12 protein-coding genes are annotated in these 13,166 nt (G+C 45.7%); 10 read left to right on the top strand and 2 right to left on the bottom strand.

Annotated features, from left to right (window positions below; translation table 11 throughout):
• The first annotated feature begins 61 nt into the window (after positions 1-61).
• From lpxK to NTX75_11635, 9 genes are all read left to right on the top strand, one after another.
• A complete protein-coding gene (lpxK, locus tag NTX75_11675) occupies positions 62-1,141 on the top strand; it encodes a tetraacyldisaccharide 4'-kinase (protein MCX5816879.1) in 1,080 nt (359 codons plus the stop codon).
• Between the two features lie 34 nt (positions 1,142-1,175).
• Positions 1,176-2,705, top strand: a complete 1,530-nt coding sequence (locus NTX75_11670) for a 2-isopropylmalate synthase (GenBank protein MCX5816878.1) — start codon at positions 1,176-1,178, stop codon at positions 2,703-2,705.
• Positions 2,706-3,968 (top strand): 3-isopropylmalate dehydratase large subunit, encoded by a 1,263-nt coding sequence (gene leuC, locus NTX75_11665; protein ID MCX5816877.1) that lies wholly within the window; start codon positions 2,706-2,708, stop codon positions 3,966-3,968.
• Positions 3,969-3,985: 17 nt separating this feature from the next.
• Positions 3,986-4,471, top strand: a complete 486-nt coding sequence (locus NTX75_11660; GenBank protein MCX5816876.1) for a 3-isopropylmalate dehydratase — start codon at positions 3,986-3,988, stop codon at positions 4,469-4,471.
• Position 4,472: 1 nt separating this feature from the next.
• The gene (locus NTX75_11655) at positions 4,473-5,489 is read left to right on the top strand and encodes an aspartate-semialdehyde dehydrogenase (protein MCX5816875.1); all 1,017 of its coding nucleotides are present in this window, start codon (positions 4,473-4,475) and stop codon (positions 5,487-5,489) included.
• 640 nt (positions 5,490-6,129) lie between these two features.
• Positions 6,130-6,273 carry a hypothetical protein gene (locus tag NTX75_11650; GenBank protein ID MCX5816874.1) on the top strand — a complete coding sequence of 48 codons (144 nt, stop codon included), beginning with the start codon at positions 6,130-6,132 and terminating at the stop codon, positions 6,271-6,273.
• A gap of 57 nt (positions 6,274-6,330) precedes the next feature.
• Positions 6,331-7,449, top strand: coding sequence for a hypothetical protein (locus NTX75_11645; protein MCX5816873.1), 1,119 nt, complete (start codon positions 6,331-6,333; stop codon positions 7,447-7,449).
• Positions 7,446-8,333 carry a hypothetical protein gene (locus NTX75_11640; GenBank protein ID MCX5816872.1) on the top strand — a complete coding sequence of 296 codons (888 nt, stop codon included), beginning with the start codon at positions 7,446-7,448 and terminating at the stop codon, positions 8,331-8,333. Before NTX75_11645 ends, NTX75_11640 begins: the two co-directional genes overlap by 4 nt.
• A gap of 122 nt (positions 8,334-8,455) precedes the next feature.
• Positions 8,456-10,162, top strand: coding sequence for a tetratricopeptide repeat protein (locus NTX75_11635; GenBank protein ID MCX5816871.1), 1,707 nt, complete (start codon positions 8,456-8,458; stop codon positions 10,160-10,162).
• Positions 10,163-10,260: 98 nt separating this feature from the next.
• Here the strand turns inward: NTX75_11635 and NTX75_11630 are convergent, their stop codons facing one another.
• Positions 10,261-10,605, bottom strand: a complete 345-nt coding sequence (locus NTX75_11630) for a hypothetical protein (protein MCX5816870.1) — start codon at positions 10,603-10,605, stop codon at positions 10,261-10,263.
• A 92-nt stretch (positions 10,606-10,697) separates the two neighbouring features.
• Complete coding sequence (locus NTX75_11625; GenBank protein MCX5816869.1) at positions 10,698-11,936, bottom strand: MFS transporter; 1,239 nt, start codon at positions 11,934-11,936, stop codon at positions 10,698-10,700.
• Between the two features lie 153 nt (positions 11,937-12,089).
• On the opposite strand from NTX75_11625, the gene NTX75_11620 reads away from it, so the two are divergent.
• Entirely contained in the window at positions 12,090-13,133 is a 1,044-nt protein-coding gene (locus tag NTX75_11620) for a deoxyguanosinetriphosphate triphosphohydrolase (protein ID MCX5816868.1), read from the top strand.
• Positions 13,134-13,166: the final 33 nt, after the last annotated feature.

Below are 13,166 nucleotides of genomic sequence, written 5' to 3'. Positions count from 1 at the left end.
TGCGTCGTTGGTCTCATTATTGATTTTTTACTGTTTATCTGGTATAACTTGCCAATATATAATGAGGAATGCAATTTTAAAGGTATGGAGAGATGAGTCAAAATTTCTGCAATGGTTTTTGTGCCCTCTGCTTCTTCCTCTTTCCTGTATATATAGAATTTGTCTCCGTGCGAGAGACTACATGTACAGCACTGGTTTTATAAAAGTAAGCGAGGTGCCTGTTCCTGTGATTAGCGTAGGGAATATAACCCTGGGCGGAACAGGGAAAACACCCGTTGTTGAGAAGATAGCAAGAAGGTTGGCTGAAGAAGGTTTTCATCCGGCAATCGCGACGAGGGGTTACAAGAGGAACAGGAAAGGTACTTTTATTGTATATGGGGACAAGTATCTTGCTGAAGATGTCGGGGATGAAGTGTTCATGCTGTCAAGGAAGACCGGGATGCCTGTTGTCGTGGGAACGAACAGGGCTGATGCGATCACAATGGGTATGAAATCGTTTCGGATAGATGTTGCTTTACTGGATGATGGTTTTCAGTTGAAGAACCTCAAGAAAGACGTAGAGATTCTCCTGGTTAGCGGCGGCAAAGGAAAGACGAACAGGAATATTTTTCCTCTTGGACCTTATAGAGAACCATCTGAAAGGATAAAGGATGCGGACATGATTCTGGTAAGCAAAGGCGAACTCAACGGCAATCTTAAGCATTACACAGAAGGCATACCGGTTTTCAGGTTTCAATACAAGCCTGTCTATCTGTGTAATCTTAAATATAACCTTACGGGCCATTATAATTTTTTAAAGGGAAAAGACATCCTTGCATTTTCAGGGCTGGGTGACAATAATGCGTTTTTCGATTTTTTAAAGGAATTAGGTGCAAACGTTGTCTGTGAAATGCCATATCCGGATCATTACTTTTATGGAAGAAAAGATATGGAAAGATTTTCACGCTATCAGGACGCAGAGATCGTTGTGACCACTGAAAAGGATGCGGTAAAGATTGACCCGGAAGCTGCGCCTGAGAACCTGTATTATCTTACAGTAGAAGCGAAGATAGAAAGGGAAGAAGAAATGATGTTGTTGATCCAAAAGAAGCTATCAGCCGCTCGCTCTAAGCTTTTAGCAAAAAAGGATAACAAAAAATAGCTAAATAGCTAAATGCCCGTATAAAGAGGTAAACATGTCTGAACGAGTTTTTATTTTTGACACAACATTAAGGGATGGAGAGCAGTCTCCGGGAAATACCATGAACACCCAGGAAAAACTCCGTGTGGCCAGGCAACTTGAACTCCTCGGTGTTGACATTATCGAAGCCGGTTTTCCTATAGCTTCGGATGGTGATTTCGATGCAGTCAGACAGATTGCAGACACCATTAAAAACAGCGAAATTGCAGGCCTTGCAAGGGCGAACGATGACGATATCGACCGTGCATGGGGGGCAATAAAGGGTGCTCAGAAGCCGCGAATCCACACCTTTATTTCAACATCTGACATCCACCTGAAACATCAGTTCCGGAAAAACAAGGATGAAATATTAAAGATTGCCGTCAATGCCGTGAAAAGGGCAAAAAAGTATACATCCAACGTAGAATTCTCTGCAATGGATGCCACCAGAAGCGACTGGGACTATCTGTGCAAGGTTTTTGCCGAGGTTATTGCTGCAGGGGCGGTTACCATTAATGTCCCTGATACGGTTGGCTACACAGTCCCTGAGGAATTCGGCAGACTCATCCGCTATATTAAAGATAATGTTCCCAACATCTCTCAGGCTATCATCAGCGTGCACTGCCATAACGATCTGGGACTTGCTGTCGCAAACTCCATTGCCGCTATTCAGAATGGCGCCCGTCAGGTGGAATGCACTATAAACGGCATCGGTGAAAGGGCAGGGAATGCTTCCCTCGAAGAGATTGCCATGATTCTTCGCACACGCAAGGACATATTCCCCGCTGATACAAGGATTGTGAGCGAGAAGATTTATCCTGCGAGTAGGCTGATTACTGCTATTACCGGTGTCTCTGTTCAACCGAACAAGGCCATAGTGGGCGCCAATGCCTTTGCCCATGAATCGGGTATTCACCAGGATGGTCTCTTGAAGGCGAAACTTACCTATGAGATTATGACACCCGAGTCCGTGGGCATATCGAAAAGCTCACTCGTCCTCGGAAAGCACTCCGGAAGGCATGCATTCAGGGAGAGGATTGAAGGTCTTGGGTACACCTTGGATGATAAGGAGCTCAACCTTACCTTCAAGAGATTTAAAACACTCTCGGACATGAAAAAATATGTCTATGATGAAGATATCGAGATGATCATCATGGATGAAATATACAAGATACCCGAAAAATACAAACTCGTATATCTCAATGTGAGCTGTGGCAATATAACAATTCCCACTGCTACGGTAAAACTTGAGGCTGACGGGAATGTTTACCAGGAGGTTGGAACCGGCGATGGGCCCGTTGATGCCACTTTTAAGATCATCAAGAAAATTGCAAAGACAAACAGCAAGCTTGTAAAATTTTCTGTTAATTCCATTACGAAGGATATGGACGCACAGGGCGAGGTTTTTGTGAAAGTTGAGGAGAAAGGGCTTATTGCCATTGGAAAAGGCGCGGATACGGATATTATTGTGGCGAGTGCGAAGGCATATATCAACGCGCTTAACAGGCTTGAATATGTTAAAAGTAAAAGGGTTGAGGTGAAATAGATGGGTATGACGATTACAGAGAAGATACTTGCAATTCATGCAGGAAAAGACTTCGTGGAACCGGGAGAGATCATCGATGCAAGGATCGACCTTGCCCTTGCAAACGATATTACTGCCCCGCTTTCCCTCGAGGAATTTGATAAAGTTGGCGCAAAAAAGGTCTTTGACCCGGAAAAGGTGGTTTTTGTCCTGGACCACTTTACCCCGAACAAGGATATCCTCTCCGCCGAGAACTGTAAAAAGATACGCGAGTTTTCAAAAAAACACGGTATCAGATATTGTTTTGAAGGCGGTGAATGCGGGATTGAACATGCGCTGCTCCCCGAGCAGGGACTCGTAGTGCCTGGTGACTTAGTGATAGGGGCGGATAGCCACACCTGTACATACGGTGCCCTGGGAGCCTTTTCAACCGGCATGGGGAGCACTGATGTGACGTACGGGATGGTGACGGGGCGTATATGGCTTAAGGTGCCTGAAAGTATAAAATTCAGCTGCTCGGGAAAATGGCAGAAATGGGTTACCGGAAAAGACCTGATCCTCCATATTATCGGGATGATCGGGGTGGATGGCGCACTTTACGCTGCCATGGAATTTGAGGGCGAGGCAATCTCGGCGCTTTCCATGGACTCCCGTTTCTCCATTGCCAATATGGCTATAGAGGCAGGGGGGAAAAACGGGATATTTAAAGTGGACGAAAAGACCTTAGCGTATGTGAAGGGGAGAGGAAAGAGGCCCTACACGGTTTACGAGAGCGATAAAGATGCCAGTTACAGGAAAGTGTATGAAATCGATGCCGGTAAGATTGGATTGAAGGTTGCCTGTCCGTCACTCCCGTCGAATGTGAAGGATGTGGGTGAATTAGGTGATGTTGAGGTTGACCAGGCAGTGATAGGCTCATGTACAAATGGAAGGATTGAGGATTTAGAGATTGCTGCAGAGATTTTGAAAGGCAAAAAGGTGGCTAAGCATGTCCGGTGCATTATTATTCCGGCTACACCAACGATATACGGTGAGGCATTGAAGCGCGGATTTTTCGGGATTTTTCTCGAAGCAGGGTGCATAATATCACCTCCCACCTGTGGACCATGTCTTGGCGGGCATATGGGTGTGCTTGCAAAGGGTGAACGGGCTATTGCTACAACAAACAGGAATTTTATCGGACGGATGGGGCATCCTGAGAGCGAGGTTTATCTTTCAGGGGTAGCAGTGGCAGCGGCAAGCGCCATAAAGGGCAGGATAGCCCATCCGGAAGAAGTAATGTGATTTTAGAAGGAGTTGATATGAAATTAAAAGGAAGAGTCTGGAAATTCGGTCACAATATTGATACGGATATTATAATCCCTGCACAATATCTTGCACACACTGATCCGAAGGTGCTCGGTGAACATTGTATGGAGCCTTTGCATCCGGGGTTTCATAAGAAGGTAAGGCAGGGCGACATTATCGTTGGGGGACTCAATTTCGGCTGCGGCTCATCGAGGGAACATGCCCCTATCGCCATATCCGCCATCGGCATCCCCCTTGTCATAGCAAAGACATTTGCGAGGATATTCTATAGAAATGCTTTCAACAAAGGGCTTGCCCTTCTGGAGGCGGATATAGACGATGTGGTTGAGGAAGGCGAAGAGATCGAGGTTGATATATCCTCGGGGATGATAACGTGTAAAAAAACAATAGTTCAGGCAAAGCCCATTCCGCCCTTTATGGTAGAGCTTATAAACCATGGCGGACTTGTGAAATATCTCAAAAAGAAACTGGAGGAGTAATATGAAAGAGTACAATGTAGCAGTTGCAGGGGCAACAGGCGCCGTCGGAAACGAGATGGTGGCAACACTTGAACAGAGAAAGTTTCCTGTAAAGAATCTGAAGCTTCTTGCCTCGTCAAGAAGCGTTGGCAAGACCATTACGTTTAAGGGTAAGGAAGTAAAAATTGAAGAATTGAAAGAAGATTCCTTCAAAGGGGTGGACATCGGACTGTTTTCGCCGGGTGGCTCGGTAAGTCTCAAATTTGCCCCTATCGCAGCGGCCAGCGGGTGTGTGGTTATTGATAATACAAGCGCTTTCAGGATGGACCCTGATGTGCCTCTTGTGGTGCCCGAAGTAAACGAACATGCCATTGCGGACTACAAGAAAAAAGGGATTATTGCAAATCCGAACTGTTCTACCATTCAGATGGTCGTTGTATTGAAACCGCTTCACGATGCGGCAAAGATCAAAAGGGTAGTGGTTTCCACATATCAGGCCGTGTCAGGAACCGGCAAAAAGGCCATCTATGAACTTGAACAGCAGATTCTTGCCATATATGGTCAAAAGCCGATTGTGAAAAAGGTATATCCACACCAGATAGCCTTTAACTGCCTCCCCCATATCGATTCTTTCCTTGAGAACGGTTATACGAAGGAAGAGATGAAGATGGTGGATGAGACAAAGAAGATCATGGAAGACCAGAACATCCAGGTTACCGCCACAACGGTAAGGGTCCCCGTCTTCTGTGGTCATTCTGAGTCTGTTAATATTGAATTTGAAAAGGATTTGACCCCCGAAGCAGCAAGGAAAATTCTAAAGAAAGCGCCCGGCGTGAAGGTCGTCGATAATCCTTCAAAAAACCTCTATCCCCTTGCAATCAATGCAGCCGGTAAGGACCATACATTTGTGGGGAGGATCAGGCGTGACGAATCTGTTGCACATGGGCTGAACATGTGGATTGTGGCTGACAATATACGAAAAGGCGCCGCATTGAATGCGGTACAGATAGCGGAAGCGCTGATTAAGAAGTACCTGTAAAGGCCGTCATTCGTGAGAAGTAAAAACATTGAACTTTGAACTTTGAGCAGCTTTTCGCAATCCGAAATCCGCAATCCGAAATCTATATATTCCGAAATGGGTGTAGGTGACATCCGCAACCGTTCACGAAGCCACGCAAGATGCCCCGCCTTGTAGGCGGGGAGCTTCACTTCCTTCCTGCAATAGGTTTTGATCAAACAGGAAGTATGCTCACTTTCAAATACCTATCTACACATTTTGCACTTGTTCGGATTTATTTATTACCAGTTATAAGGTGTACTTCTTGGAGTCTCAGAAAGTGCTTGTTTTTTGTGGTAGAAATTATTCGATCCGACTCCCGTTCATTGCTGTAAGTGAGTTTTTAGAATCTACGCCAGATATACAACACTATATTGGCAATCAACACCCAAGTAGATATTGATTTTTTGGTAGACATTATCGGTTTTTAACCGATGATATTGGCACGTTTGTATTGTTAATCTGTTTTTCTTTTGTTATTCTTATCGCATGCTGAAAAGCAAATTCCTATCAGCAGGGTTGCACAAGGCAATTCATGAAAGGAAAGACGGCACAAATTGCCATGGGATATTGTGTTGACAAAGCATGGTCTATCTGTTAAATCGAATTCGTGAGAAATAGAATGATCATAGGCATATTCCGGCATACCTTTATAAAAATATTTATTATAGCAATTGTCGGTTTCATGTTGTGGGGTAATGGAATTGCTTATGCAGGTACTGCCTTAAATCAACTCTGCGGTGCAGCCGGTTATGGAACAGGGTGAATCAAGGCATTCAAGCCGCAAGGTATGCGGCCTCCCACAGGAGGACTCCGGCCCGGGATGGGCGGAGGGAATATGTTCGGGGGGATGCTCGGATCTATAGCAGCCTCCCTTATCACCGATCTTCTTGTTGACGCTGTAACCTCATCGGCGACTGCCTCAGCCGGAGCTGCTGCATCAGGGAATATCCCCGGTCAGAACCTTTCAACGCAGGCCAGCGCCCTCCAAAGGGCCGTTGAACAGCAGAGAAGGTTCCAGGAAGAAAGAGAAAAACAGCTTTTGTCGAACATGCTCGATGTATCGGCAAACCAGTTCAAGGATTCATCGTCAGACCTCACCATCCTTGAAAATGCATCGGCAAGGGCGGGAATGGCGTTTGACGGCACATCGCTGCTTCCAGATTCTCAATGGTCTTCGATGCATGATGCATGGTTTTCAACATCATCCGCGGGCCAGGCAACAGGTACTCAGCCTCTCCGGATGAGCGATAAAATTCTCGATTATTCAAAAGACAGTATGGATTCGCTAAAATGTATCAGCAGCATGGGAGGGCAACTCTGCTCGTTCCCTTCCGGAAAGGCACCCGTAATGAGGCTCGACACCATTTCTGTGCCTCCTCCCTCTGCCAACATGACAACAAACGTGCCCCTCAATGCCGCCCCGACAGTGAAATCCCAGTGGATCCCATACAAAGATTCGATCATTGCAACGGCACGGAGAACAATAATGGACTACGCGGAACAGATAGCCGACCCTCGCACACAGGCCGACATGCTCGTTACCACCTACCTGGATTTTGGCTCACAGGCGCTTCCTGGTATCCAGGGCGAGATCGCGTCACGGAATATCGAGACATACAAAGGCTTTATGAACAATCTAATAGCCAACACCTTCGAGATACTGACAGATGCCATCTATAATCCTGAAGAGGCTATCAGGAAAAGCGACCCCGAAGAACTTGCCAAATTCACGAGAGATTCGATGCTTGAATCAGCATCACCTTATGGCAAGGTCATTCTCTCATCCCTTACAGGAAGACCCGATGAAGCATTTCAGGAATCGAACAAAGTCATCCTTGACGAGCTCAAGGAGACCGTCACCGATAAAATTAAAGAGAAAGCAGAAGATACCGCTAAAAAATACCTTGAAAAAATGGATCACTGGCTTATGAAATTATGACCCGTACAGGCTGGATTCTTGTCCCGCTTCTTATTATTCTCATGTTTACAACAACCCTCTATGGACAGCAGAAGGGTCCTGCATCCCAGATTTTTGTCTGGAAGGAAGCTGCCTTAATACATCTCCTGACACCGGATCGTACAAAGGCCCTCCGTATAAAACTGACACCTCACTTTGAGATCATCGATGGGACCTTTCCCATACTGTTGACCGGCGAAGGGAGCCTCTATGACCTGCAGAAGAATACCTATTATCCGCATACCAAACCGCTCTCTATTACCTCGTTTACAATGAACTCGGGTTTGTGTGTGGTAATATGCAATGATATGCTTGGCTGGTATGAAGATTCAGGGGTAAAAGAACGTATCAGGCTTCCCCATGCAGGAATGAAGGTCGCCTCAGGTCCAAGGCAACGTATCTATGTTTACGGAGATAAAGGCACGGGAAGCATCATCTATCTCCTTGAAGATGGAAAAGAGATACCCATTATTGAAATCTCGAAAGGGAGCATCACAGCCTTTGCAGCCATTGGAAAACGTATCTTTTACGCTGTTGACAATAGTATATATACTGTTGCAAAAGATGAAAAACCTGGACTTTTTTTTATCGCATCCGGTGAAAAACAGGTGCGCTCTCTCGCTATCGACACTCATGCCGGCATTATCTATTTTTCTTCAGGGACCACTGTTTATGCTGCACGGGCAGGGACTGCAATATCGATCGTGAAGGGTATCGAAGGGTATCTGCGGTATTCCGGTAACGCCCTTTTTATCCTTGACCCTAAAGCAGGAAGGCTGGTAAAAATAACAGGTCTTGAAAAACTGACGATCACAGGTGAGAAGGATGGCATGCCAGGAGGATCATCGGGAGAATTCAAGGAATGACCGACAGGAGGATGTTGTGATAACGAAAAATTTAATGAAAGGTTTTTTCCTTTTCATCCTGATAGCAACCCTGTGGGGCTGTATCACGGTTTCGTCAGAACAGTACAAAGGTTCAATGAGATTTGATACGATACGGTCTCCAGAGCAGCATAGACGCAACAGCACGTATACAGGCAACTCATACGCTCGCCCCCGAGGTTGCCACCATCTGGAAGAATTGGATGAATACAGATGAGACAATTGCCAACTGGCAAAAGGCTATCGCAGAGCTCGAAACCGAAGATATGGCAAAATCAGGACTATTCGCGAGGATCGCGAGTAATGAAGCTACTGATTATGATTTTCTCATCAAGATAGATTCTATAGAGTCTAAAACTTTCGAACACACGTTGAAGGTAACCATGCAGACTATTGATCCCAGGAGAAACGAGACGCTGACAACCTATTCCGGAGAATCAGGACTTGGTACATCGATGATGAGTTTTTCATCCAACCTGAAGGAAAGCCTGAAGGGTCTTCTGGCGGATATGAGATCAAAGCTTCTCGCCGATTACAATCAAGGCAAACTGAGGGCAACTGCTGTTGCGAAAAAGGCCTCGAAAACCACCATCCAGTACCTGGACCAAACATCTGCCGCTCAGAAGGCAGGCAATTATGCAGCAGCTTTGAGTGCCTTGAGGAGCGCTATCCGCAGTAACCCGGGCTATCCGGGATCATACAGACAGGCATCGGATTTCCTCTTATTTCTCTGTGATCCCGATGGCGCGATCCGCGTTGCAGAAAAAAGTTTAAAGGAAAATCCTGAATACAGTGGATTAAGGGACGTTATCGGCTTCGCATATAACGAAAAAGGCGATACAGCCAAAGCACGCGAGTATCTCGGCGGTGTAGGTTTTGTCGGCATCATACTGGAGATCAAAGAGGGAAAGGTAAATGTTAATTCTTTATTTGCCAATGGAGCCGCCCAAAAGGCAGGGCTCCAGGAGAATGATACAATCGTTGAAGTTGCCGGAACACCGGTCAACAATATAACACAAACAGTAAACCTGCTCAAGCAAACTGAACCAGGCAAAACCATCGGCGTCAAGATTCAGCGCGGGCAGGAAACGATGGAGAAGACCATTACCGTCGGTTCTCTGCTGGATCAGAAGAGAGAAACATATGCGCAGGCATGCAATGCACAGAGACTGAACAGGGAAGGGATTGCTCTTGTCAAGGCACAGCAGCGGCCCAATGCCCTTGCTAAATTTGAGGAGGCAGTAAAGACAACACCAAACCTCATACCAAAGGCAGATTATAACGCCGCCCTGATACTTGAACAGACCGGCAGACCGAAGGATGCTCTCGTCCACTATCTCGCCGCAATGAAAGGCTTCCTCCTTTTAAGCGATGAAGAGGAAGTATCCACGAAGGTCATCACCATTGCGCAGCGTTCAAATATCCCGGTTCCGGAAAGCGCCGATAGGAAGTACCGTATCGGCATACTCAGGGCGCAGCAGAAAAGATACAATGAAGCGATACAGGAGTTTGAGGCAGCCCTTTCCGAAGCGCCGTGGCTTGTCGACGCTTACTATAATCTCGGACTGGTTTATGATTTTTCCGGCGACTACCAGAATGCCCTGCGATCGCTCAAAACATTTATGAAACTCGCACCGAACGCTCCCAACATAGGGGCGGTAAAAACCAAGATGGTAGAGCTTGAAGACCGGCTCGGGCTGCTTGAGGGTTCAACGGCAGGTCCTGTGCAACCTCAAGGACCGGAATCCGTGAACCAATCCGGAACAGTACAGCAACCACAAAACATGCCAGCGAAAAAGCAGCGTGAATAGATTTTGATGAAAGATGTTTTCGGCCTGTTACCCAAACGCCCATGTCCCTTTACCTGATTACGAATCGCGTAAGTCCTAATCCTGCCGAAGGCGGGACATTACGGTTCTTCATCGTGTTTTGGCGGTTGGGTCTTTTGTATGTCGTCAATCTCTTCTTCGATGTCCCTGATTTCCAACTTCATCCGGGTTATGGAGCTTACCCTTTCCTTGAGAAAGGGGCTATCCATGGTAGGGGCTCTCCCCGAAGTGAACTGGTCATGGACGTATTCACCTATCTCTGCATATACATTATGGATACTCCGCTGAAGTTTCGATATGTCAACATACTTTCTCTTTCCGATCTTCGCCTGTTTTTCTACATTGAAGGCTAAATCCTGTGCGGTTTCCTTGAGAGTCTTTAAGCCTTCCTCTGTTTTTTTCTTCAGTTCATCGATTATCGCCATGTGTTCCCCCTTTTTTAGCGGATAGTGGATAGCGTTTAGTTTTAATCCCTATATGCTCCACGCTATTAATATACGGAAAGTATAGGAAATTTTCAAGTCACATTTGGCTTGCCGCCCTGTACATTTCTCAAGATGAGATATCCGATAATAAAAAACAGAGAAACAGAGAGAACTGCAGGCCTCTGACTTCCAAATGTGGAGGATAGGGTTCCGAAAAGAATAGGACCCATGATGGCTGAAGATTTTCCTACAAGATTATAAACACCGAAGTATTCAGATTCTTTTCCTGGGGGGATGAATTGTGTGTAGAATGCCCGTGTGGCTGCCTGGATTGTGCCGAGGCCGAGTCCAGCAACGGAGGCGATTATCATAAACTGAATTTTTCCATTAATGAAATAAGTGGCTACCGTGATTGCGATCCATAGTGCAAGTGAAAGAGAAACTACCTTTTTCGGCCCCCGGTAATCTATTGAGCGTGCCATTCCAAAAACGCCTATTAGTGCTGTTATCTGTACGATAAGGTACATATAGATGAGTTCTTCAGGCTTAAATCCCAGTGTGGTGGCAGCGAATATACTTGAGAAAACAATTACCGTATTTACCCCGTCCTCATAAATTAAATATGCCAGCAGGAATCGCCGTTGGTCCTTCTGTGACCACATTTTCCTGAGATGCTGCACTGTTTTTTTAAAGCCTTGAGCGGCAGAAAAAATCATGTGCTCATTCATAGAAGTGGTATTGAAGGATTTGCTTTTGTTGTCTCCCGGGAGGAAAAGAAAAGCCGGCACGGAGAATATGACGAAGAAAATCGCTACCATAAGCCAGGCAGCGCCTATCATACCTGCTTTGATAAGGAGAAGGGCAAAGATAAGTGAACAGATAGAACCTGCATACCCGATTCCGAATCCCCATGCGGATACCCTTCCGTGGTGGGTCGGCTCAGAAATGACGGGCAGAAATGAATTATAGAAGATAATGCCGCTTTCCATGCCGATATTTGCGAGCACTATCAGCGCAAAGCCTTCAATGACCATGCCCTTCTGAAGGAATGAAAAGGATGCCACAGCGACAACACAGAGGAGTGTAAAAAAGAGAAGCATCCTTTTACGTGTCTTTGAATAATCGGCAATCCCGCCGAGAAAAGGGGAAGAAATGGCCACGATTGCCATACTCGTAGCTATAGCCCGCCCCCACCAGACATCTCCTGCGCCTGACTCGTTCCCCACAATAAAATTTGCATAGTATACGGGAAAGATAGTGGCCGCTATGACAGCCGAATAACTTGAATTCGCAAAATCGAATAAGCACCAGGAAAAAATATTTTTATTCATAAATAACCTTTTACGGCACATCATACCTTTTTGCATTGTCCCAATCAACCTTAACCTTAATCCGGGCTTCAACCTCTTGTTGAATTACGCAAGTTATTGTGATACATTACGAATCTGAATTATTGAGACCGATTTCTAACTGCGGATTGTGAAGTGAATATAAGAAAAATTTTAGAGGAAAGGGAAGAATTAATATTATCTCCACTTGCGCAGAAGAGCAGCAAAACAAGGGGGAGACTCAGGGAAGAGACGGAATGCGATATCCGGCCTGCATTCCAGCATGACAGGGACAGGGTAACACACTGTAAGTCTTTCAGACGCCTCAAGCATAAAACACAGGTTTTCCTATCTCCTGCAGGCGACCACTACAGGACAAGACTTACCCATACACTGGAGGTGTCGCAGATTGCACGGACTATTGCAAGGTCTATTTCACTCAATGAAGACCTCGTGGAGGCTATTGCCCTTGGCCATGACCTTGGCCATACGCCCTTTGGTCATGCCGGTGAGGATGTATTAAACAGGATTCACGAAGGTGGTTTCAGACATTATGAGCAGAGTTTGAGGGTTGTTGATATCCTTGAAAAGGATGGACAGGGGTTAAACCTTACCATGGAAGTCAGGGACGGCATCTTGAGACACTCCAAGGGTAAAGGGGAGATCGTTTTAAAAGACGAAAGAGACAAACCTCTCACAAAAGAGGCCGAAGTGGTGAGAGTTGCCGATATTATTGCCTATATTAACCACGATATTGACGATGCAACAAGAGGAAATGTCATAGCAGAGAGCGATTTACCGGAGGATTCGAGAAAGTTTCTGGGCCATACCACATCTAAAAGGATTGACAGCATGGTTCGCGGTGTTATTCACGAAACCACCAGGCATGATGATTTACCGATAACATTCGGTGAAGAGCTTGAATACCATATTGTAAAATTGAGAGATTTCCTCTATGAAAGGGTTTATGATAGTGGAGTAGTCCATGGCGATTTTATAAAATGCTCCCGTATCATTGAAGATTTGTATGCATATTTTCTGAAATCCCCTGATGCACTTTTTGCGGAGACGGGAAACAACTACTATTATGATAAGCCGGCTGTCTGTGTATGTGATTTTGTCTCCAGCATGAGCGACAGATATGCCTTTACTCTTTTTGAAAAGATTTTCCTTCCCTTACCGTGGAAGATACCGGTGTAAAAACAGTGAATAGTGAACAGTGAATAGTGAATA

Source organism: Pseudomonadota bacterium, assembly GCA_026388315.1.
In the GTDB taxonomy this organism is placed as follows: Bacteria; Desulfobacterota; Syntrophorhabdia; order Syntrophorhabdales; family Syntrophorhabdaceae; genus MWEV01.
This window is presented reverse-complemented; position numbering and strand designations above follow the sequence as displayed.

What these genes read in the sequence shown, in the direction of transcription:
- lpxK (MCX5816879.1), top strand. Translation starts at nt 62, where the DNA reads ATGAGGAATGCAATTTTAAAGGTATGGAGAGATGAGTCAAAATTTCTG.
- NTX75_11660 (MCX5816876.1), top strand. Translation starts at nt 3,986, where the DNA reads ATGAAATTAAAAGGAAGAGTCTGGAAATTCGGTCACAATATTGATACG.
- NTX75_11650 (MCX5816874.1), top strand. Translation starts at nt 6,130, where the DNA reads ATGATCATAGGCATATTCCGGCATACCTTTATAAAAATATTTATTATA.
- NTX75_11625 (MCX5816869.1), bottom strand. Translation starts at nt 11,936, where the DNA reads ATGAATAAAAATATTTTTTCCTGGTGCTTATTCGATTTTGCGAATTCA.
- NTX75_11630 (MCX5816870.1), bottom strand. Translation starts at nt 10,605, where the DNA reads ATGGCGATAATCGATGAACTGAAGAAAAAAACAGAGGAAGGCTTAAAG.
- NTX75_11640 (MCX5816872.1), top strand. Translation starts at nt 7,446, where the DNA reads ATGACCCGTACAGGCTGGATTCTTGTCCCGCTTCTTATTATTCTCATG.
- NTX75_11645 (MCX5816873.1), top strand. Translation starts at nt 6,331, where the DNA reads ATGGGCGGAGGGAATATGTTCGGGGGGATGCTCGGATCTATAGCAGCC.
- leuC (MCX5816877.1), top strand. Translation starts at nt 2,706, where the DNA reads ATGGGTATGACGATTACAGAGAAGATACTTGCAATTCATGCAGGAAAA.
- NTX75_11655 (MCX5816875.1), top strand. Translation starts at nt 4,473, where the DNA reads ATGAAAGAGTACAATGTAGCAGTTGCAGGGGCAACAGGCGCCGTCGGA.
- NTX75_11670 (MCX5816878.1), top strand. Translation starts at nt 1,176, where the DNA reads ATGTCTGAACGAGTTTTTATTTTTGACACAACATTAAGGGATGGAGAG.